This window comes from Paenibacillus sp. FSL W8-0186 (genome assembly GCF_037969765.1).
Lineage (GTDB): Bacteria > Bacillota > Bacilli > Paenibacillales > Paenibacillaceae > Fontibacillus > Fontibacillus woosongensis.
In genome coordinates, this window is sequence record NZ_CP150207.1 from 947393 (window position 1) to 968534 (window position 21142).

Here is a 21142-nt window from a genome sequence, read left to right on the forward strand (position 1 = left end):
TGGTTAACCATTATGGAGACAGGTACACTAATCAATATTTTATTCATTCTATTAGTTGTTTGGTTCGCATATACCCGTTTACGGCCTGCTCCCGGTTTGAAGACACTCCGCGAGGAGCAGTTTAGAAATAAAATGCAGAGCTCTAAAGACTCGATACTCATCGACGTCCGGGAAACGGGCGAATACAGAAGAGGACATATTCCCGGCGCGAAGAACATTCCGCTCTCTCAGCTGCAAGGGCGGCTTGGCGAAATTCCGCAGGATAAAGACCTTTTGCTCTATTGCCAGAGCGGGATGCGCAGCAAGAACGCGGCTCGAATCCTTGGCAAAAACGGCTACAGCAAGCTGTTCCACCTTGCCGGGGGAATTAGCGCCTGGAGAGGCAAGATCACGAAGTAGATTTACCGGCGTGGCAGTGAAAAGGGCTAGGGATTTCCCGGATCAGGGACTTTCCTAGCCTTGTTTTTGCTGGTGATAATGGATCCAGAGAGCCAGCAACACCGGCACGCTATGGCTGTATCAGCATGCTATGGCTTAACCGGCTCCTCATCATTGGAGCTGCCGCAATCCCTCTCTAAATGGCAATGCTAGCGGCTGCGGATGGCTAATGCAGCTAGTACTAATCATTGAGATGGCTAACGAAAGCGGCTGGGTTGGGTCAACCAACTGTCCGTGATGGCCAACGGACCGTAGTACCGCTATTCGGCGAAAAAGCAGAAAAAACTAAGCTCAACGGACACAGGTTCCGCTATATCGCTAAAATGGAATGGAAATGAGGAGGTTTGTGGCAAATAGGTGCCTCTCTGTCCGTTAGGCTATGTCAAACGGGTATATCCTCACGAATAGCGGATCTCATGTCCGTTAGCATTCGCCAAGCTCATCTGTAACCTAGAGGCCGTTCCCATTATAGTTACATCTGCAACAGTTACTCCAGTTACTCAAACCACGTTCACGATGCTCAGTTACTCCAGTTACTCAAACCACGTTCACGATGCTCAGTTACTCCAGTTACTCCAGTTACTCAAACCACGTTCACGATGCTCAGTTACTCCAGTTACTCAAACCACGTTCACGATGCTCAGTTACTCCAGTTACTCAAACCACGTTCACGATGCTCAGTTACTCCAGTTACTCAAACCACGTTCACGATGCTCAGTTACTCCAGTTACTCAAACCACGTTCACGATGCTCAGTTACTCCAGTTACTCAAACCACGTTCACGATGCTCGGCAACTCCAGTTACTCAAACCACGTTCACGATGCTCAGTTACTTTAGCTACTCAAACCACGTTCACGATGCTCAGTTACTCCAGCTACTCAAACCACGTTTACGATGCTCAGTTACTCCAGTACAGTTTCTAAATTTACTCAAGCCCAGCGACTGCTCAGTTTCTTTTCAACAGCCTTGTTCGTGGTTCTTACTCCGTCTTCAGTGCTTACGAACAACTCTCTGAAACTAGTGCCCCAAGGCAAAAACCGACGGTACTGAACAGCCATTGACCGGCTTGGCCAGAGCTTGTTAGAGCAGCTCACCCGTCCGTCTGAGCCTCTTACTTGATAAAGACACCGCCGAAGGGGATGGCCTCGCGCAAGAAGCGCTTCACGATGCCATCTTCGTTCTGCAAGTCGCGTTCCAGCTCGCGGTTGCCAGAGCCGGCCTGGATGAGAACATGGCCGCGTCCGGTCATCTTCCACTGGTAGCGCATATGCTGGCTGGCGAGATGATTACCGTAAACGGATAGCTCCAGTTTGGCGTTCTCTGGGTAAGCGATGACGCTGCCTGCCTCCACGTAGATCGGCTCCACGGGATCAAGCGGCAGTTCCAGTACCTGGCCTTGCGTCAGGATTCCGATATGGCCTTCCCCCGAGAATTTCATCTTGATTGCATCGCGGGTGATCATCATGTTTTTCATGCTGAGAATCCGGGTTTCCATTTGTACGCCTTCAGTATAAAAAAACAAATGCTTGAAATCGTACAGCAAATCACTCCCGGCTGTAAGCGCAATCGGCTTCATCGTAACAGAAGGAGGGAGGGAGGCTACGAATTGGCAGGGGCCCTGGATATCCGCACGGATCAGCTTGCGTTTCCGGTACATTCCTTTCATGTTCATCAGCTTGTCGCTCCGCAGGCTGCTCGCTCCCCGAAAGGCGATAATTTGCCCCGGATGCAGCACATGGGCGATCTCCCCGTCTTGTAAATGAAAGGTAACCGCCTGCCCGGCCAGCAGAGCGGATTCGTTATTATACTCAATGTTCAACCGTGTTCCCCCTTTCTCCCCTCAAGCCCTTGCGAAAAAGCAGGTTTAAGCAGTTCTACAACCGGATACCCAAGCCTCTCAGAACCGCGCTTCTTAACTGCAAGGTTTTACAAAATTAACCCCCTTAGACCGCTATATCAGCATCCGTTCCCATTCTTTTTGAACATAAAACAGTGTATCTCCTGAGGTCTGCCAGCCCGGTACTCTCTGGGGATTTATCTCCGCAACACAACGCGAATCACCCGAAGGAGAATGAAATAACCTGCAAGAAGAGCGGCGCCCGTAATCAGCATGATCCGCGTTTTGCGGGCTTTGGCATCGCGGACTTCCTGGGCTTCGGTCAAAGCAGATACCGTTGCGGCCAACTCCCTGTTGCTGGCCATGAGCTCTTCGTTCTGCTGACGGTAGGCTTCCAATGTCCCCTGCGCTTCCTCCAGCTTGTCCAGGGTGACCTGATAGTTTTCTTTTATTTCATTGATATCATTAGGGAGCTCGGACAGCACCTTAACACCTTTGAAGAAATCGTCGAAATATCCCGCCTCGGCGCGGGAGGCATAGGTTAATCCGGCGAAAAAAACAGCTGCCAATACGACGGAGACGATGCGCACTAAACCTTGCTTCATTCTCTTTTCACCTCCGGTGTCATCCGTTCAAAATTGGAGTCCTCATTATGAGATATTACGTAGTATTTGCTCGAAAAGTTTCCATATGCAATGTCGAAGCAGCTTCGCTTCGAGTACTATTATAGCAAAAAGACCGCTATTTACCGGCCATTACAATCAAACCGGGAAAACAGCGGTCCATCAAGGCACTATCAAATTCAGCAAAGTTCCACAAAATCCGCCAAGCGAATACTAGGCATGGACAGCTTTGCGCATGTACATAATGGCAACGGTACGCGGGCCGCAATGGCAGGAAATTGCGCAGCCGCCTTCGATAATGGCCACTTCTTTTGCATCCGTCTGCTCCAGCAGCGTTGTCCGGATGTAACCCGCAGCTTTCTCGGCAAGCGTCTGGGCCACGATAATTAAATCACGATCGATCTTGTGAAAATTGTCGAGGAGATGCTGCAGCATCCGCTGAACAGCCTTCTCCGTTTTGCCTCTATATTTATCGGCGGAAATGACGAAGCCGTCCTTGATTCGCAGCACGGGGCGAATTTTGAGCAGGCTGCCGATCATATGCTGAACGCTGGAGACACGGCCGCCCCTGTGCAAATAATCAAGGCTGTCAACAAGCACTTCCATCTCGACGCGTTCGCGCCACTCCTCAACGAGCTCGACGATCTGCTGCGGACTGGCGCCGTCCTTTGCCGCCAAAGCCGCTTTGATGACAAGGAGCGCGACGCCGCCGGATACATGCATCGAGTCGACGACACTTACACGTCCAGCCGGGAATTCCTCTGCAGCAATAAGCGCGTTCTGATAGGTGGAAGAGAGCTTCGAGGACATGCTGATAAATACGATGTCCTGTCCTTGCTCGATGCAGGGCGCGAAGGCTGTGACAAAATCAGCCGGCGAAGGCGCCGCCGTCCCGGGCAGCTCTCCGCCTTCATCCACCCTGCGGTAAATGTCGGTTGTGGTGATTTCAAGCTTGTCCTTATAAGCGGTTTCACCGAACACAACATATAGCGGAACGATACCGATATCATGCTGTTCGATCCAAGAGTTCGGTACGTCAGAAATACTGTCCGCGAATATTTTAACTTGTGTCAACGTATTTCCCCCAGTAATAGGTTTTGGTCATAATGAATCATAGCAGAGACCTACTTGAATTATAGTAGAGTTGATCAGCTATAGCAAAGACTCGTGTCACATATTATCGTTAAAGCCACTACTGATTAATCCAGGCAAAGCGCTGACGATACTTGCGGGGCGACAGCCCCTCTATTTTGGTAAAACTGGCGGTAAAATAGGCGGGATGGTTAAACCCCACCTCCTCAGCGATCCGCTCTACCGTGTAATTGCTTTGCAGCAGCAGCAGCTTGGACTGCTCGATTCGGTAGCGCTGCAGGTAGGCTGCAGGCGAGCAGCCGAAGACCTTCTGCATGCAGCGGGCGATATAGACCGGATGAAAGTTGATGCTCTCGCCGAGCCGCTTGGCTGAGAACTGTTCCTTGTAATGCTCCCTTAGATACGAGGCGGCCCGCTCCGCGCAAATCGATTGCGGGGACGGTCCATTCATGCCGATGGAGGCGGACAAAAGGGAGATCACTTCCTGAAACAGCGTTTGCTGGCGCAGCTTGGCGCCGGAGATATGCAGGCTCCGGTTCAGATCGGTCAGCTCCGTAATGGTGTCGCTCAGCTTCTGCGGCTGCACCACCTTCGTAAATTGGGGGACCGGCACACTGAACGTCCATGTCGAAAAAGCCGATGCCGGCATATATCCCGGACGATCATCGCCTGAGCAGAAATGCTCGCCGCACCTCTCCGTCTCGATGGACCAGCTGGAGCTCGTTTGAAAGTGAACCCAATGATACAGCGTATCCTCCTTGCAGTCGGCTACCGCATAGTGATAGCTGTCCGGCCGCAAAATAAGCGCATGCCCTTCGCTGACTTCATAGCTGCGACCTTCCTCGCCCATGTAGAGGCAGCCTTTGTCGACGAGAAGAAGATCGAACACATCGATATTTTGTCGGCTGGGATGCTTTTGTCCCGCACTCAGCAGGGACAGGCCGCTGGCGATATAATGGGGCAGGGGAGGAACCGTAAATTGAATGACAGACATGCGAACTACCTCCTAGTACAATTGCATTCAGGTTTGAATATTTAAAGATTCAGTTGGTTGAGTGATACATCCATTCCAATATAACATCTATAATGTGTCTCATGCTAAAAGTTAGTTAAAAAGTATGATTGTCAGGCATCTGCATCCTGGATTGCTTTTGAAGGAACGGAGGAACGCTGCGGCTGGAAGCCTGCGCCAGCTAAATGCGAACCCCCGTCCGAAAGCGAAACAGGACTTTTATAACGGCTTTTACAAGTTATATTACGGATGGTTGATATCTTCTCCGCCATACTGGAGGTTGTAATAATGAAAAATATACGGAGTAGAGAGAAAGATAAATTTGGCCTTTGGGTTCTGACCTGGCCGATCTTCATTGAAATGTTCCTGCAATTCCTGCTGGGCGCCGTCGATACGCTAATGGTGAGCCGAATCTCAGATGACGCCGTAGCGGTTGTCGGCTTCTCCAATCAGCTGTTTAATGCGTTAACGACGCTGTTTGCTACCGTCGCGAGCGGAGCCGGGATCGTCATCGCCCAGAAGCTTGGCTCAAGGCGCGAGGAAGACGCCAGAACAGTCGCTGTCATTTCGGTAAAAGTGACGGCATTGATCGGCCTGGGCCTGAGCCTGATGCTCGTGGCTGTTCCCGGCCCTATCGCGAGAATGCTGCAGCTGCCTGAGGAACTGATGCCGCTAGCTATACCGTACATCTCGATTGTCGGCGGTGGAATGATCCTGACCGCGCTGATGTCTGCGCTAAGCACCGCGATTCGCAACACCGGCAATACGAAGGGGCCGATGTACATCGCCGTAGCGATGAATATCATCCATATTGTGATGAACTATGGCTTTATTTTCGGAGAGCTTGGATTTCCGCAGCTCGGCCTGACCGGGGTGGCGATTTCCACAGTGACGAGCCGTTTGCTGGCAACGGTGATGCTGTTCCTTATTTTCCTGGTGGCCTTCGAACGGAGAATCGGCATTCGCGACATCTCCCTGTTTGACCGCAAGCTATTCAAGGAGGTACTTGTCATCGGCTGGCCGCTTGGAGTCAACTCGGGCAGCTGGGTGTTCTCGCAGCTAGTTATTTACTCTTTCATAGCTACGCTCGGCTCCATGGAGCTGGCGGCGAGGACGTACATGAGTACTTTGGAAACCTTCTGCTTCCTGCTTGGCTTCTCCCTCGCTCTTGCCGTACAGATACAAATTGCCCATCTGTACGGAGCAGGCCGGACGAAGGAGGCTTACAAGGCCGTATACCGCTCATTGTCGGCAGGACTGCCGCTGGTGATTATCAATACCTGGCTCCTGGTGCTGTTCGGCAAGCATATATTGGGACTGTTTACGCAGGACGAAGGGATATTGCTGATATGCGGAGCGCTGCTCTGGCTGAATCTGGCGCTGCAGCCGGCCAAGGTTCTGAATATGACGCTGGGGAATGCACTGAATGCTGTGGGGGATACGAGGTATACGATGTACGTGTCGCTGACGGTCATGTGGGTCGTGGCTACCGGCTGCTCGTACCTGCTTGGGATTTCGCTCGGCTGGGGGATCGTTGCCATTTACGGCTGCATGATCGCGGACGAATATATCCGAAGTATCTTCTGTTACGTCCGCTGGCGAAACCGGAAATTTTTGCGGATGAAAGAAGCAGAGCTTCAGGCAGCCTAAATGCGGGCAAGCTTTGGAATGCATAATAGTCTGCACAACACAATAAGCGGCGCACACGAATGTGCAGCCGCTTATTGTGTTTTATCAGTAAGGGGGGAAAGCATCGCCCGCTTGTTCAAGTTATTCTGCAGGAACGTCTGGTAGCTGACGCACGTAGCTGTCGGACAGATGCAGCAGCTGCAGCGCGCGGTCATACTCTTTTTGCGTAGATAAATTTTGCGCAGCCTGAGATCCGTTACCGTCATAAGGGAAATGGATTCCGTCCTGATACTCGATGCCTGGCACGAACAAAGCTTTATCATTCAGGAATGACCCGGAAGGCAAATAGTAGCGCTGCGGCAAAAGGTTATAGGTCTGGTTAAACAGATCCTGGCCAAAATGGATATGCTGGTTCAGTGATAGGCCGAGCAGATTCGCCAAGGTTGGCAATACGTCGACCTGACCGCCGATCGTATTGACGACTGCCGGCTCGGAAACGTTAGGCGCCGAAATGATCAGCGGAATGTTAATCATGTCGATATAGCTGTATTCTTTGCCGTAGATTTCCTTCATCAGTTCCAGGCCTTGTTTGTCCAGGGAGTACATCGGCAGCCCGAGATGGTCGCCATAAATGATAACGATGCTGTCGTCCCAGATGCCCCGCTGCTTCAGATCGTCGATAAATTCGCCCAACGCTCGATCTGCGTAATTTTGCGCCTGAATATAGTCGCCGACCATGTTGTCCTGATACCGTTCAGGGAGCGGGAATAAGCGCTTCTCCTCCGGCAGGGTGAACGGATGGTGTGCGGTCATGGAGATCACCTGAGCGTAAAACGGACGATCTGCATCATGCATTTTTTGAATTTCATCGGCTGTTTTCTTGTACAGCACATCATCGGATGGGCCGAAGAAGACCGTATCCTCGCTTCCGAAGAACGTTTTATCATAGAAGCGGTCAAATCCGAGCGCTTCGTACAACGCACGGCGGTTCCAGAAGTCAACTACATTCGTATGGAAGGTGGCCGTATCGTAGCCCTGGTCTTTCAGCAGCTTCGGCAGACTTGGGAGCTGTTTGTAGGCGTAATTCTGCGTAGCCGCTTCGTTGTAAGGAATATAGAAGGACGTGTTCACCACGAATTCGGCATCAGAAGTGTTGCCTTGCCCGACCATTTGATAGAAATGCTTGAAATAAGTATTTTCCTTGGCGAGCTTGTTCATCGTTGGAGTCACTTCCCGGCCGCCCAGCTTGAAATCGATCAGGAAATTCTGGAACGATTCCATTTGAATGATGATCACATTCTTGCCCTGGGCTGCCCCAAAATGAGCAGGCTCCGCAACCGGAGCGGTAACGCCCTTAATCTGATCGATTTTGGCTTGCGTAATTTCTTTCTTATCGGTGAGCTCGGAATCCTTGCTTTTGAAAATCACGTAGGTTTCGTAATTAAGAATTCCCATTTGCTCGGCCTGCTTGATTTCGTTCATGCTGGCTCGATTCGGCCAAATATTAAAGATGCAAAGCGCAAAGGAGACGGCAAAAATAACGGCTGCCACACTTCCCCGGACCCGGCCCAGGTTGAAGAAGCTTTTGAGCTTGTGGGCGCGTTTTTTGCGCATCAGCCAGAAACCAAGCAGTACGATGTCAAGGAAAATAAACAGATAATAAGGGTCAAGCAAGGAGAATACGCTGTTCTTGACCGCGGTGACCTGATTGACCTGCTGCAGCGCGTGATAAGTAACCAATACGCCGTAATATTTGTAGTACATAATCGCCGCGAACAGAACGGCCGTAATCACGAAATTAACGGCGAGATAAATCCCGATTTTGCGCTTGGACGAGAACCATTCGATCAGCATGAACGCAACCCAAATAAACGGGATTTCCTTCAGCAGCGGCCCCCAGGGCTGTACCCCGTCGAAGATGGCGAGCCAAGCAATATAGATTTTCAAAATCATGATAACGGAGAAAAAAACAAACGGCTTCGTATGGATTCGACGAATGCGATGTACTAAGGACACCTTGTTCCCTTCCTTTCAAAATATAGACGGAAGTGCAAGTCGGCTGCATGCCGATTACAATCCGTTAACATAGTGTATAAATACTTTAATATAATACCTCATATTACAGGGAGATGAAAATGTCGCTGAAAGCGGCTGGTCATTGACTACGGGCCGTAATAGCTGGTAAATTAGAATTAACCTCGCAAAAGGAGAGATTTTGATGTTGGTGGCCGTTCTTAACTAATAAATTCCATATGGACTGTAATCGAACGGAAGAAGTGCCGTTGCTGTCGCAGCGTGCGCCAGGTTTCGTGCACCCAAATTGCAGTCTGGTATTTAGTTAAGAACACGCAGGACATCATACAGCGCCTTTTTGCTGTTTGTATCTATCGAGGATGAATCCCGTGCTGTAGTTCAGCGCGGTTTTTTTGTTTTCGGAAGGTATAGCAGCGAGGAATCAAGGGCTAAGGATGCGCTATGTGCATTCTTACGCCCTTTTTTTGTTGTGCAAATCATGAACGGGAAAGAAACGGAGGTTGACACAATGGTGGAACAATTTACACTCGGCATGCTGGAATACGAGAGCATTAAGGAGGAAATGGCCAGCTACGCGGTCTCCTATGAAGGGCGGCTGCGCATTCAAAAGCTGGTTCCGATGGAACGGAGAGCGCAAATCGAGCAGGCGATCGAGGAGACGGCGGAAGCCAAGGAGCTGCTCTTGACGGGGGCAAGCGTTCCGCTGCCTTCGCTGGAGGGCATTGATACGGTCATGTCCTTGCTCGGTACAGGTTATCTGTTCACGGAGAAGGATTTTACCGCGATTCAGACGTTTCTGCACAGTTGCGGCCAGCTCAAGAAGTACATGGCCTCCAAAGGAGCGCTCGCGCCGCGGATTGGCTTATATGCCGCTTCACTGTATGAGATGGCCCAGCTTCAGCAGGAAATACTGCGCTGCATCCGCCATGGCGCCATTCTCGATGGGGCGAGCCGCGACCTGGATCGAATTCGCCGGAGGATGGGAATGCTGAAAGAGAAAATCCAGAAGAAGCTGCAGGCGGTCATGTCCAGGCATGCTTCCATTTTGCAAGAAAATCTGGTCAGCATGCGGGGCGGACGGTATGTGATCCCTGTAAAGAAGGATTACTACAAGCAGGTCAAGGGAAGGACGCTGGATCAATCTACGAGCGGGCAGACAGTGTTCGTGGAGCCGGATGAAGTCGCATCGCTGCAGGCCGAGCTGGAGGTGCTGGCAGGAGACGAGGCGCGTGAGGAAGCGAAAATACTGGGATATTTGACAGAGCTTGTAGAGAGAGGGGCCCACGAACTGTCGCAAAATATTGAGATCACGGGGACGTATGACTTCATTTTCGCCAAAGCGAAATATGCCGTTGCCATCGGGGGGACGGCGGTTCGGATCAGTGAAAATGGAGCCAGCAGAATTACCGGAGCCCGGCATCCGCATCTGCTCAAAACGATGGTTCCCCTGGATCTGGAAATCGGCTCTGCCTACAGGACGCTTATTATTACCGGTCCGAACACGGGCGGCAAAACCGTGGTGCTGAAAACCTTCGGTCTGCTCGCATTAATGGTGCAATCGGGCCTGCTTGTCCCTGTGAATGCCAATAGCAGCTTTGCCATTTACAACCGCATTATGGCTGTGATCGGCGATGGCCAAAATTTAGAGCAGTCCTTAAGCACCTTCTCCGCGCAAATCCGCAGTCTCGTCCATATGATACAAGAAGCGGGTCCGGATGCGCTGCTGCTGATCGATGAGCTGGCCGCGGGAACCGACCCTGGAGAGGGCATCGCTTTATCGGTGGCGATTCTTGAGGAGCTTAGCCGCAGGGGGGCGACTGTCCTGGTTACGACGCATTTTAACGAGCTGAAGACGTTCGCTTCGCATACAGAAGGCTTCCAGAATGCGCGAATGGAATTTGACCCGGAGACACTGATGCCGCTGTATCGCCTGACGATTGGCCAGGCGGGACAGAGCTATGCGATCGAAATCGCCAGCAACCTCGGAATCTATTCCGGCATTATTGAGCGTGCAAGGGAAATGGCGGCTCGGCAGGGTGGCGCTGCATCAGCTGGGGAATTGCTAGATGGACAGGAATACCGGCCGTGTAACAAAAATATAAAGAGAGAATCCGAAGCAGAGATAGAGCACCTTGAGGACGGGTATACGAATTTTGAAGCAGCAGAAGAGGAAGACCGGCGCGAGACAAATGACGGATATGCGGAAAAAAGTCGTAGCGCAATTGGCAAATTCTCCTCAGATGAAACCGCTGCTGAAGAACCGCAACGCCCCGTGTTTGAAGTTGGGGACGCTGTGTGGGTTACCGCATACGGTAAAATTGGCATCGTCTTCGCAGCAGAGGATAGCCGGGGACAGGTCGGCGTCATGATTCAAAAGCAGAAGTGCAAAGTGAACAGGAAGCGCCTGAAGCCGTATATCAAGAAGGAGGAGCTGTATCCGGAAGACTATGATATGGATATTGTCTTTGAGACGAAGGAGAACAGGAAGAAAAGCAAACTGATGCGGAAGAGGCATGTGGAGGGACTGGAGATTGTCCGCCGGCCGGAGGATGATTAACGATTCAAACATAGGGTATTGAAATTGAAAGGCCAGGGGATGATGCTTCCCCTGGCCTCCTTCGTCTCCTAAAGATCGACAAATACTGTTAATATTTTTCTATTTTTCAATATATGTTTTTTGTCATCATGAGTTATGATGGTGTAGACCAGTAGAGAGAAGGTGAACTTATGGCTTACGAGGCACTGAAGAGCATGGGCCGGACCACCAATCGCCCCAAAGTCAGCGGGGAACTGATGGACACCATCGAGCACCTGCGAGCGGAGTTAATGAATGCTGCTGGAAATAGCAATTTTAGCAGTGAAGCGGTGCTGGAATTAAGCCAGCGCCTCGATAAATATATCGTACAAGCTCAGAATCAAATGCTTGGCAGACAAGATTTTGCGGCTGGAGTAGCCAGCGCTTCGCGGATAAAGGAATGCACTTCCTCCGAATACCGTTTCGGATCGACGCTGTAGGCGTCCGCATGCACTGCTCCATCCACAAGCAGCAATCTTTTGGGCTCCGGCTTATGTTCATAGAGATCTTTACTCATGTGGGTAGGTACATACCGGTCTTCCGTACCATGCACGAACATAACGGGTAGAGAGCTTTGCTCAACCGCTTTAAGCGGACTTACCTGTTTTAACCTAAACCCCGCCTTCCGTTCCAGCTGCCTGTCAATCAGGGAGAGGAGCGGGAAGGCGGGGATTTTGTTTAGTACCTGCAATTGATAGCGCATCAGCTCCGTTAAATCGGAGTATGGACAATCCGCGATTACGAATTTGACGTTGGGATGCGCAATGGAGAGATACTCCAGAACGGTACCTCCGCCGAAGGATTGGCCGTGCAGTCCGATCGTAATGTCGCGGCCGTAATGGTCCAGCAGCCAGTTGACCCAGGTCTGCACATCGTATTTTTCGTGGTATCCATAGGTGGTGTATGTTCCCTCGCTGTTGCCGTGCCGGCGCTGGTCAATGAGGAGGACGTTGAAGCCCTCCTGTTGGAACATGTCCACGTACTGCGCAGATACATGCGAAGATACGGTGTAGCCATGGACGATAATCACCCATTTTTTCGAATCAGGATCGGTGTCTAGAACGTAGCCGCTCAAGGAAAGCCCGTCTTGAGAGGTGACTTTCACTTCCTTTTTGTCGAGGGTTTCAAAACGCTCCCGCGAATAAATTCCTGTCTTCTCCAGGTAATCAAATATATTCTCGTATGTCTGCAATTTCATCTGCGTAATTTGGCGAAAGCCAAACCGCGTCAAGAAACTGGCAGCCAGTATAACTACCAGTACAATAGCGACTAATACGGTGTAAACCATGTGCAGGTATCCTCCTATAATCCTTCCAGTTTTATCTCTTTGTCACTATAGTATCACCGAAACGAGGCCAAGAAAATCGAAGAAGCTCCAAAAATTTTACAAAGGATATGGGGAATAAAATATCTTTGACTCGTCATCCCTGTTTGTGATTAGCTATATACGGGTCACTAAAGGAGGGTTACGGATGTACAGATGCGGGGGGCATATCCCTGTCATTGAAAGCGAAAGGCTTCGCCTGAGAAGGATGGAGCAGTCGGATGCGGAGCGGATGTTCCTATTCTGGAGCGATCCTGAGGTCGTTAAATACATGAACGTTCCGCCATTTGCTTCGGTGGAGGATACTCTGGAAATGATTCAACTGCTTAACGGGCTGTCGGAAAGCGAGGACACCTTGCGCTGGGGAATCGAACTGAAGGAGGAAGGACAGTTGATTGGCAGCTGCGGTTTTAACGTTTGGGAGCTGTCAGGGGCTTACCGCGGTGAAATCGGATATGATCTCGGCCGCGAATATTGGGGATTTGGCTACATGTCCGAAGCGATGCGGATGATGCTGTCATACGGCTATCAGACGATAGGCCTGAATAGGATCGAAGCGCTGGTGGATCCGCGCAATGCCGCTTCCAAAAGACTGCTGCAAGCCTTTGATTTCACTGAGGAAGGTCTGCTGCGGCAGTACCAGAAAACGGAGGAAGGGTTCGTGGATCTATTGATGTTCTCGCTGCTTAGGCAGGAATACTATTCAGGAGGGAAAGCATGGTGAAGCAGCATAACAGGGACAGCAAATTCCCGCTGCAGCGGCTCGATCCGCTTAGCAAGCTGGTCGCCCTGTTCTGCCTGGCGATTCTGGCGATGAGCATCGATCGGCCGCTTCCGCAGGCTGTAATGCTGCTGCTCGTACTGGCGGCGGCTTTAGCTGGAGCGGGCATGAATGCTGCGCGGCTTGGGCGGCGGGCCCTATTTATCGCCGGCTTCGGACTGCCGCTGTTTATACTAACCTCGATATCTGCGGCGGAAGGACAAGCCTATTTCAGTCTGGGGCCGATTCCGGTTACGGAAGGCGGGGTGCTGTATGGGGCGGCGATTACGCTGCGCATGATGGTTTTATTCCTCTCGTCGCTTATTTATATTGAATCCACCGACCCCAAGGATTTTATCGTCATTATGGCCCAGCGTCTAAAGCTGCCTTACCGCTTCCTGTTTGGCGTGTCGATGGCGCTTACGTTCCTGCCCCTGCTGGAGGCTGAGGCTAAAATTTCCGGGGCTGCACGCCGGATTCGCGGCGGACGTGCCCCTGCCGGTTTGTCGGAACGTATGCAAATGTGGCGCAGCCATTTGTTCTCGATCTTTGCCGGGGCGATTCGCCGTGTGCAGCAGACCGCCGGGGCAATGGATGGCAAGGGTTTTGGGGCCTATGGAAACCGCACGTATCTTCGTGAGGTGGAGATGGGGGTAAGCGGCTATGTCGTTTCCACAGCCAGCGTTGCAGCCCTGTTGATTCTGATGCTTGTTTAAAAAAGGTCTTGACGAATTTTGATTGTTAACCTAAATTCATGTATGTGGTTAACAATTAGAAAACGAGAGGAAGATTGCAGTGAACAAAGGGAATGCAGGAAGAACAGCCTTCGCCGCCTTTACGACGATGGATATCGTGCTCATGGCGATGCTGGCAGCTGCAAATGCGGTCATGACGGTATATTTGTCTCCCGTCAATCAGGCGCTGAATAGTATTGGAGGACCGGTGCTGACCTCCACAATAACCGGGCTATATATGATTTACGGGCTTCTTGCTTATTATATTATTCGTAAACCGGGAACCGCGGTCATTACATACAGCATCGGTGCGGTTGTTCAATCCTTCATGGGAACCGCCTACGGGATTGTTTCATGTTTTGCAGCTGCGGCCTGCTACATGGTTATTGCGGAGTTGATTTTCGCGATTTTCAAATACCGCAATTGGGGCTGGCCGGTGATGCTGCTGGCGGGGGGAGCGATGGTGCCGATTTGGTTTTTTGTCGCCGCGCAAATGTACGGATACACGAAGTGGGGAATGAATATTCTGCTGATCGCCCTCGTTGTCCGCACGCTTAGCGGCGTAGTGCTGTGCGGCTTGCTCACTAAGCTGTTGGGAGACGCCTTGGCTCGAAGCGGGTTGCTCCGGCGCTTTGCTGTTGCCAGCAAGGGCTGATGGAATTGGGGGCAGCGATGGATAATGCGGCATTGGAGCTGCAGGGCGTCACCTTTCGCTATGAGGCGGGCGGGAAGCCGGCGGTAGAGAATGTTACTTTGGCAATCCGCACCGGGGAGTGGGTTGCAATTACCGGCCACAGCGGGAGCGGGAAATCGACGATCGCTCAGCTGTTCAGCGGCTACTTGCCGCGGGCGGGCGGGGGATGCCGCGAAGGCGTTCTGCTGGTGGACGGGCTTGATCCGGCCGAGGCCACCATTGCTGAAGTGGTACAGCGTATCGGGATCGTGTTCCAGGATCCTGATGCGCAGCTGGTGCAGGGCCGGGTGGAGGACGAGGTCGCCTTCGGCCCCGAGAACTTGTGCCTGGATGTGGCCCGGGTCGATGAACGGGTCACGGACGCGCTTGCCGCGGTGGATCTCGCCGAGCGGCGCCCTGACAGCGTTCATGCGCTGTCAGGCGGCCAACGGCAGCGGACGGCCATCGCGGCCGTGCTGGCGCTGGCGCCGCCGGTGCTCGTGTTCGACGAGCCGGTGGCGAGTCTGGACGCGACAGCACGGCGGCGGTTTTTGGCTCTGCTGCGCCAGCTGCATGGGGAGGGCCGGACGATCGTTACGGTGTCCGGCCGACTTGACGAGCTGGCGCAGGCGGCGCCGCGGCTCATTGTGATGGACGGCGGCAGAGTCGCGCTCGACGGGCCGACGGCAGCGCTGCTGAGCACGCAGCGTACGCGCCTGGCCGAGCTGGGCGTGCTGCTGCAGGGGGCTTTGGCAGCTGCGCCAGGGGCGCTGCCGCAAGCAGGGGAGCTGCCATTAAGGGCAGCCCCCGCCGCCATAAGCCCAGCCGCAGCTTACCGCCGCCAGCGCGAATCGGCGAGCGCGCCGCTGCTTCAGATCCAAGACCTGTCCTTTGCCTATAGCAAAGCCGGGCCGGAGGTGCTGCAGGATGTGAACCTGACGCTAGGCGCCGGGGAGTGGCGCTTGCTCTGCGGGGACAATGGTTCGGGCAAGACGACATTGTCCAGGCTGCTCATGGGCCTTCTATCTCCTCCCCGTGGAACGATATGGTGGGAAGGGAAGGACGCTGCGAAGCTGAAGCTGTACGACCTCGCCGCAGATATCGGATATGTCTTTCAGCAGCCGGAGCACCAGTTCGTGGCTGCTACGGTGCTGGAGGAGCTTCTGTACGGACCGCGCTTTCAGCTCCGCCTGAAGCCGGGGGAGCCGCTGCCGCAGCATGTCATCGAACGTGCCGCGGAGCTTCTGCAGGTAATCGGGCTTGCCGGGCGAGCCGATGATTCCCCGTATCTGCTTAGCGGCGGGGAGAAGCGTCTGCTCAGTGCGGCTGCAGCGATGATGGTGCCGAAGAAGCTGTATATACTGGATGAACCCACCGCCGGGGCGGATTACAGGGGAGCCGGGATTCTGGCTGCATTATGCCGGCGCTCAGTGAATGAGGGAGCATCTGTAATTATCATTACCCATGAGCCGGAATGTTTTGCGGGCGAGAATTTATCGGTTTGGACATTGGATCGGGGCAGGCTGCAACTGTAGCCTGCTCCTTCCTTTTTATTGGGGCTTCCTTTATACTATTAACTTGCATACTTTCAATCGGAAAGGAAGTAATCCCCTTTGAACAAACCATTGAAACGAAATTATATTTTGGGCGGCTTAATGCTGTCCACGTTCCTTGCGGCCATCGAAGGCACCGTGATCGGGCCAGCCGGACCAAGGATTGTCGGCGAATTGGGCGGAGTGGCGCTGCTGAGCTGGGTATTTACCGCCTATCTGCTAACGATGGCTGTCTCCACTCCGATTTTCGGCAAAATGAGCGACCTTTATGGCAGAAAGCCCGTCTTTATTATCGGCTCCGTATTGTTTTTGGCGGGATCGTTGTTATCCGGACTCTCGCAGAGCATGGAACAGCTGATTTTGTTCCGTGCGCTGCAGGGGATCGGAGCCGGTGCGCTGATTCCGGTTACGTTTACGATCATCGGCGACATTTATTCCATCGAGGAAAGAGCGAAGGTTCAGGGCCTGATCAGCTCGGTATGGGGAATCTCCTCGCTCGTCGGCCCGCTGCTGGGCGGGTACGTTGTCGATTATTTCAATTGGCGGTGGGTGTTCGGCTTCAATGTCCCGTTCGGTCTGCTATCGTTAATATTTATAATGAAGTTTTTGCATGAGAACATCGAGAAGCGCAAGGTCAAAATTGATATAAGCGGGGCGGTCACTTTTACGGTGGGGGTCACGGCACTTTTGTTCGGGCTCGCTACAGGCGGTCAGCAGTTTGCCTGGACTTCACCGTGGCTATTGGCTATCATGGCTGTCGCGGTCATCTCTCTTGCTCTGTTTCTGATCATAGAGAACCGGGCGGAAGAGCCGCTTGTGCCGCTGAAGCTGTTTAAAGTCAAAGACATCGCTTACTCTAATCTCGCGAGTCTCGTAGGCAGCGCCCTGCTAATCGGCCTGACCTCCTATCTGCCCCTATGGGTTCAGGGAGTGCTGGGGAAGAATGCCACGATGTCCGGGCTCATACTAGCGCCGATGTCGATTGGCTGGCTGTTTGGCTCCGTATACGGCGCACGCTGGATTATTAGCAAAGGCTCCCGCTATACCTCCCTGATCGGAATGGTGCTGATTGCCATCGGAGCGGCGGGAATCGCGTTTATGACTGAGAATACGCCGCTATATCTGCTGCTGTTCTTCAACGCAATGTACGGCGTCGGCTTCGGCTTATCTTTTACGGTATATACGATCATTGCCCAGTCATCGGTCGGCTACAGCTTGAGGGGAGCGTCGAACGCCCTTAACACGTTTACGAAATCGATCGGGCAAACGATCGGGGTTGCCGTGTTCGGTACGCTGATCAATTTGCGCATCGTGGCCCAGACTTCGGCTGGAACACCGTCCGGACTGGAGGTATCCCAAGACGACATCAACAACCTGCTGTCTCCGGAGAAGGTCCATGGGTTGTCACCGGAGCTGTGGAGCGAGCTCAAGCATGTGCTGCAAAATAGCCTGCACACACTGTTCATCGTCATGGCTGTGCTGGCGGTTGCCGGGGTGCTCTCGGTATTCGGGCTGAGAAACCGCGCGCCTCAAGCTGCCGAAGAGGACCATGCATAAAATAGGCAGCATCTGACACACCTTAACTAAAAGGGGAGGTGTTAGGATGAATGAGGAAATGCTCGTCGATCAAGGAACATTAGTCAAGGCCTGGCAGCAGCAGTTGCCGGAGTATCTGAATCCGGGAGATACATCCATCGTCCAGGCTGATCTTGCCGACCCTTACGGCTTGCGGATACATATCAACGCGGAAGGGCGCCAGGATTACTCTTATGACTTTCAGTGTACCTATATGGACCGGCGGGAAGTGAAGGTGGAGCTGGTAGATGTGGAGCGAGAGGGAGCGACGGTGAATGAGCAGTCCGAGCAAGTTCAGAATCTGACCGAGGATTACGTTCGGCATATTCACGAGTGCGCCCAGGCGCTTCAACGCATTACCAATCCATAATCTAGGAACGATTGCTGCAGGGTACAAAAAAAGGCTGCTCCCCGCCTGGCGGACGGATGCAGCCTTTTTGTGCTTGGTTCAAGCGCTGCGCAGTGTCGACTATTTGCGCTCGAACGCAGTGGCAGTGTCAAACTACTGACGCCTTAACTCGTGTGTAACATTAACTGCTTACGCTCGAATTCAGCGTGTAGCATTAATTGCTTACGCTCGAATTCTGCACAGCTCAATTATTTGCGGGCAAGAGGCGCGAGCTTCTCGGCCTCTCGGCCCATTTTCTTCAGCAGCGTAATCATAAGCTGCTTCTCTTCCTGATTCAGACCGCTCAGGGCATAATCAATCCGCTCGGAAAATTCCGGATACAGCTTGTTCATCAGTTCATTTCCCTTCGGAGTCAGTTCAGCAAAGATGACCCGCCGATCCCGCGGACAAGGCTGACGCTGCAAGTACCCCGCCGCCTCCAGTTTATCGATGACATAAGTGACGTTGCCGCTTTGCAGCAGCAGCTTGGCCCCGATTTGCTGAATGGGCTGGGGCCCTTTGTAGTAGAGTACCTCCAGCACGGCAAAGGCTGTCGGATTGAAGCCTTGAATTTTGCTTCCCGTTACGGCATGCTCATTGACACTTTTGAAAGACTTGGCAAATACCCGGTACAAGTGCAGTGATAAATCGGTTCCGCGCTCCTCGGTCTTCAACATCATCATCCCGCCTTAATCTATATTTTCATAAAGCCATAGAAAGTAGAATCACTTCGCGATTGCTTCACACTTATCATGTTAGGGGACTGCCGATTTTTTAAAAATATAATTTATCACAATTTACGGTTTTCATAATTAAAACTTGAATAAAAACAGAAAAGTTCATGATTTATCCAAAATTTGGGCGAGGTGTGTTCTTATGGTATTGTTGGATTCGATTGTTGTCGCCGAAGTTTTTATGAGTAAGTTATGGGTCTAACGAATCTTACCAACGTTATTTGTGCGTATTTGCGAAAAATTGAAATCTAACGAATTTCTGCCACGCTATTGATGGTATATCTGCGGTTTGAAGCCATAAAAGGGCGAAATAGCGTTCTCCAGGTTCGTTACATTTTGGCAGGTCGTACTTTTAAACAATTAGTGCTCCTGAGATTCGTTAGAACGTATCGGCTCGCTCTCGACCCGCTATCATTCCGCTGTGGCCCTCGGTTTCAGCCTGGCTCTATTCAGTCCGGCTCTAGTTCTCATTCCGCCCTCGATCCCGGTTTCAGCTTCGCTCTGGCCTTCGGCTTCGCTCTAGCCTTCGGCTTCGCTCTAGCCTTCAGCTTCGCTCTGGCCTTCGGCTTCGCTCTAGCCTTCAGCTTCGCTCTGGCCTTCGGCTTCGCTCTAGCCTTCAGCTTCGCTCTGGCCTTCAGCTTCGCTCTAGCCTTCAGCTTCGCTCCTAGGCTTATCCCGCACTCAGGTACAGGTGATTTGGCCTTATGCAAAGACCTCTGTCCGTGTCTGGCAGCGCGCGCGAGCGGTCAGATGCGTATGTTCGAAGTATGGGACGCCAAAAAAGGGAGCGAGCCAAGGCTCACTCCCTTTTACCTGCATGATGGCCCGCGGTATAGCCGGTGGCGAAGGCTGCGGTGATGTTGTAGCCGCCGGTATAACCGTGAACATCCAGCACCTCTCCGCAGAAGTACAGGCCTTGCATAAGCTTGGAACCCATCGTCTTCGGGTTGATCTCCTTTAGATGCACGCCGCCTCCCGTCACGAAGGCTTCCTCAAAGGGGCGGGTTCCGCTGGCCTGCAGGGTGAAGTTTTTGAGCTGCTGAATCCAGGCAAGCCATGCCTCCTTCGGCAAATGCTCATAGGTTGTTTCCCCGGGAAGGCCGGCCCGTTCAAACAGCAGGGGAAGCATTCGTTCGGGAATAGTGCCTTTAAAAACGTTTTTGAGCGCTTTCTTCGGCTCAGCTGCGGCCAGCTGCCGCAGGTCCTGCTCCAAGCTTCCTGCCTTCTTGTTCGGAAACAAATCGATGGACATCGTGACCTGGGATACGTTGTGCTTCTTCTTGACGCCCCGGATAAACCCGCTGCAGCGCAAGGCGATCGGTCCGGACAGGCCGAAATGGGTGAAAATCATATCGCCCTGGTGAGCGATAACGGTTTTGCCCTTCGGGTCGATGAGAGACAGCTGCACGTCCCGCAGCGAGAGCCCTTGGAGCTCCCGGCTCGTAATGAACGGCTCCTTGGAGACGATCGGCGTTTCGGTTGGATACAGCTCTGTAATCGTATGTCCTGCTGCCTCGGCCCATGGATAGCCGTCCCCAGTCGATCCGGTATGCGGCACCGATTTGCCGCCGGTGGCTACGACGACGGCCGGGGCTTTGAATATTGTTCCGGAGCTCAGCTTCACACCCTGTACGCGACCTTCCGCATAAATGATTTCCTGAACCGGATGGTGCACGAGCAGTTCAACACCCAGCGATCTGGCCTTGCCGATCAGCGCATTGACCACGGTTTTGGCTTTGTCGGACACGGGGAACATTCTTCCGTTATCCTCCTCTTTTAGCGCAATGCCGAGCCCCTCGAAAAAAGCAATAATATCGCGATTGCTGAACAGGGAGAAGGCGCTGTGCAGAAAGCGCCCTCCTCCTGGTATATAGGTAATCAGCTCGTCGATTTCCTTTGCATTCGTTACATTGCAGCGCCCTCCGCCGGAAATTCCCAGCTTCCGCCCCAGCTTGTCCCCTTTGTCCAGGAGCGCTACGGCTGCGCCTTGCTCCGCTGCGGCGATGGAGGCCATGAGTCCCGAAGGGCCCCCTCCGATCACGATGACATCATATTTGTTCATAGGACGTTCCTTTCATTTGTACTTTTTAGACTATTTTTCGAATAAAAGCACAGAAATGATTTTCATTAAACATGAAATATTGTAAAACTTTGTCGGCT

Annotated in this window: 19 protein-coding genes; 10 read left to right on the forward strand and 9 right to left on the reverse strand. The window is 52.5% G+C overall.

The genetic code is table 11. From position 1 onward, the window contains the following. Window positions 1–12 precede the first annotated feature (12 nt). Window positions 13–399 (forward strand): rhodanese-like domain-containing protein, encoded by a 387-nt coding sequence (locus tag MKX50_RS04000; RefSeq protein ID WP_213594955.1) that lies wholly within the window; start codon window positions 13–15, stop codon window positions 397–399. Window positions 400–1550: 1151 nt separating this feature from the next. On the opposite strand, the gene MKX50_RS04005 is transcribed toward MKX50_RS04000, so the two are convergent. From MKX50_RS04005 to MKX50_RS04020, 4 genes are all read right to left on the reverse strand, one after another. Then, entirely contained in the window at window positions 1551–2258 is a 708-nt protein-coding gene (locus tag MKX50_RS04005) for an AIM24 family protein (protein WP_213594957.1), read from the reverse strand. Between the two features lie 215 nt (window positions 2259–2473). Then, the gene (locus MKX50_RS04010) at window positions 2474–2881 is read right to left on the reverse strand and encodes a hypothetical protein (protein WP_213594959.1); all 408 of its coding nucleotides are present in this window, start codon (window positions 2879–2881) and stop codon (window positions 2474–2476) included. Between the two features lie 231 nt (window positions 2882–3112). Then, a complete protein-coding gene (locus MKX50_RS04015; RefSeq protein WP_213594960.1) occupies window positions 3113–3973 on the reverse strand; it encodes a DegV family protein in 861 nt (286 codons plus the stop codon). 118 nt (window positions 3974–4091) lie between these two features. After that, entirely contained in the window at window positions 4092–4985 is an 894-nt protein-coding gene (locus MKX50_RS04020; protein ID WP_213594962.1) for an AraC family transcriptional regulator, read from the reverse strand. Window positions 4986–5291: 306 nt separating this feature from the next. On the opposite strand from MKX50_RS04020, the gene MKX50_RS04025 reads away from it, so the two are divergent. After that, on the forward strand, window positions 5292–6653 hold the full coding sequence (locus MKX50_RS04025) for an MATE family efflux transporter (RefSeq protein WP_213594964.1): 1362 nt from the start codon (window positions 5292–5294) through the stop codon (window positions 6651–6653). Window positions 6654–6773: 120 nt separating this feature from the next. Here the strand turns inward: MKX50_RS04025 and MKX50_RS04030 are convergent, their stop codons facing one another. After that, window positions 6774–8648 carry an LTA synthase family protein gene (locus MKX50_RS04030; protein ID WP_213594966.1) on the reverse strand — a complete coding sequence of 625 codons (1875 nt, stop codon included), beginning with the start codon at window positions 8646–8648 and terminating at the stop codon, window positions 6774–6776. 526 nt (window positions 8649–9174) lie between these two features. Here MKX50_RS04030 and MKX50_RS04035 point away from each other — a divergent pair. Beyond that, window positions 9175–11223 (forward strand): DNA mismatch repair protein MutS, encoded by a 2049-nt coding sequence (locus tag MKX50_RS04035; protein WP_213594968.1) that lies wholly within the window; start codon window positions 9175–9177, stop codon window positions 11221–11223. A gap of 236 nt (window positions 11224–11459) precedes the next feature. After that, on the forward strand, window positions 11460–11681 hold the full coding sequence (locus MKX50_RS04040; RefSeq protein WP_269058986.1) for an aspartyl-phosphate phosphatase Spo0E family protein: 222 nt from the start codon (window positions 11460–11462) through the stop codon (window positions 11679–11681). Here the strand turns inward: MKX50_RS04040 and MKX50_RS04045 are convergent. Continuing rightward, window positions 11582–12529: an alpha/beta hydrolase gene (locus MKX50_RS04045; protein ID WP_213594970.1), complete on the reverse strand. Its 948-nt coding sequence runs from the start codon at window positions 12527–12529 to the stop codon at window positions 11582–11584. The two genes, MKX50_RS04040 and MKX50_RS04045, sit on opposite strands and share 100 nt — an antisense overlap. Window positions 12530–12713: 184 nt before the next feature. Here MKX50_RS04045 and MKX50_RS04050 point away from each other — a divergent pair, with 184 nt between their 5' ends. The 6 genes from MKX50_RS04050 (at window position 12714) to MKX50_RS04075 (ending at window position 18230) form a co-directional block, all read left to right on the forward strand. Then, on the forward strand, window positions 12714–13289 hold the full coding sequence (locus tag MKX50_RS04050) for a GNAT family protein (protein WP_213594972.1): 576 nt from the start codon (window positions 12714–12716) through the stop codon (window positions 13287–13289). Next, the gene (locus MKX50_RS04055) at window positions 13283–14041 is read left to right on the forward strand and encodes an energy-coupling factor transporter transmembrane component T (RefSeq protein WP_339158485.1); all 759 of its coding nucleotides are present in this window, start codon (window positions 13283–13285) and stop codon (window positions 14039–14041) included. Before MKX50_RS04050 ends, MKX50_RS04055 begins: the two co-directional genes overlap by 7 nt. A gap of 127 nt (window positions 14042–14168) precedes the next feature. Next, window positions 14169–14714 carry an ECF transporter S component gene (locus MKX50_RS04060; protein ID WP_213595101.1) on the forward strand — a complete coding sequence of 182 codons (546 nt, stop codon included), beginning with the start codon at window positions 14169–14171 and terminating at the stop codon, window positions 14712–14714. A 17-nt stretch (window positions 14715–14731) separates the two neighbouring features. After that, window positions 14732–16267, forward strand: a complete 1536-nt coding sequence (locus MKX50_RS04065; protein WP_213594977.1) for an energy-coupling factor transporter ATPase — start codon at window positions 14732–14734, stop codon at window positions 16265–16267. A 120-nt stretch (window positions 16268–16387) separates the two neighbouring features. Continuing rightward, window positions 16388–17842: an MDR family MFS transporter gene (locus MKX50_RS04070; RefSeq protein WP_213595103.1), complete on the forward strand. Its 1455-nt coding sequence runs from the start codon at window positions 16388–16390 to the stop codon at window positions 17840–17842. Between the two features lie 46 nt (window positions 17843–17888). Continuing rightward, a complete protein-coding gene (locus tag MKX50_RS04075) occupies window positions 17889–18230 on the forward strand; it encodes a hypothetical protein (RefSeq protein WP_213594978.1) in 342 nt (113 codons plus the stop codon). A 227-nt stretch (window positions 18231–18457) separates the two neighbouring features. Here MKX50_RS04075 and MKX50_RS04080 read toward each other — a convergent pair whose 3' ends face one another. From MKX50_RS04080 to MKX50_RS04090, 3 genes are all read right to left on the reverse strand, one after another. After that, window positions 18458–18925 (reverse strand): MarR family transcriptional regulator, encoded by a 468-nt coding sequence (locus MKX50_RS04080; protein WP_155611898.1) that lies wholly within the window; start codon window positions 18923–18925, stop codon window positions 18458–18460. 524 nt (window positions 18926–19449) lie between these two features. After that, window positions 19450–19692 (reverse strand): hypothetical protein, encoded by a 243-nt coding sequence (locus MKX50_RS04085; protein WP_339158487.1) that lies wholly within the window; start codon window positions 19690–19692, stop codon window positions 19450–19452. Between the two features lie 89 nt (window positions 19693–19781). Further along, entirely contained in the window at window positions 19782–21044 is a 1263-nt protein-coding gene (locus MKX50_RS04090) for an NAD(P)/FAD-dependent oxidoreductase (RefSeq protein ID WP_213594982.1), read from the reverse strand. Window positions 21045–21142: the final 98 nt, after the last annotated feature.

Excerpts from the sequence above, each read along its gene's own strand:
- MKX50_RS04000 (WP_213594955.1), top strand. The coding sequence starts at position 13 with ATGGAGACAGGTACACTAATCAATATTTTATTCATTCTATTAGTTGTT.
- MKX50_RS04010 (WP_213594959.1), bottom strand. The coding sequence starts at position 2,881 with ATGAAGCAAGGTTTAGTGCGCATCGTCTCCGTCGTATTGGCAGCTGTT.
- MKX50_RS04020 (WP_213594962.1), bottom strand. The coding sequence starts at position 4,985 with ATGTCTGTCATTCAATTTACGGTTCCTCCCCTGCCCCATTATATCGCC.
- MKX50_RS04025 (WP_213594964.1), top strand. The coding sequence starts at position 5,292 with ATGAAAAATATACGGAGTAGAGAGAAAGATAAATTTGGCCTTTGGGTT.
- MKX50_RS04035 (WP_213594968.1), top strand. The coding sequence starts at position 9,175 with ATGGTGGAACAATTTACACTCGGCATGCTGGAATACGAGAGCATTAAG.
- MKX50_RS04040 (WP_269058986.1), top strand. The coding sequence starts at position 11,460 with ATGGACACCATCGAGCACCTGCGAGCGGAGTTAATGAATGCTGCTGGA.
- MKX50_RS04045 (WP_213594970.1), bottom strand. The coding sequence starts at position 12,529 with ATGGTTTACACCGTATTAGTCGCTATTGTACTGGTAGTTATACTGGCT.
- MKX50_RS04050 (WP_213594972.1), top strand. The coding sequence starts at position 12,714 with ATGTACAGATGCGGGGGGCATATCCCTGTCATTGAAAGCGAAAGGCTT.
- MKX50_RS04055 (WP_339158485.1), top strand. The coding sequence starts at position 13,283 with ATGGTGAAGCAGCATAACAGGGACAGCAAATTCCCGCTGCAGCGGCTC.
- MKX50_RS04060 (WP_213595101.1), top strand. The coding sequence starts at position 14,169 with ATGGATATCGTGCTCATGGCGATGCTGGCAGCTGCAAATGCGGTCATG.
- MKX50_RS04065 (WP_213594977.1), top strand. The coding sequence starts at position 14,732 with ATGGATAATGCGGCATTGGAGCTGCAGGGCGTCACCTTTCGCTATGAG.
- MKX50_RS04070 (WP_213595103.1), top strand. The coding sequence starts at position 16,388 with ATGCTGTCCACGTTCCTTGCGGCCATCGAAGGCACCGTGATCGGGCCA.
- MKX50_RS04075 (WP_213594978.1), top strand. The coding sequence starts at position 17,889 with ATGAATGAGGAAATGCTCGTCGATCAAGGAACATTAGTCAAGGCCTGG.
- MKX50_RS04080 (WP_155611898.1), bottom strand. The coding sequence starts at position 18,925 with ATGTTGAAGACCGAGGAGCGCGGAACCGATTTATCACTGCACTTGTAC.
- MKX50_RS04090 (WP_213594982.1), bottom strand. The coding sequence starts at position 21,044 with ATGAACAAATATGATGTCATCGTGATCGGAGGGGGCCCTTCGGGACTC.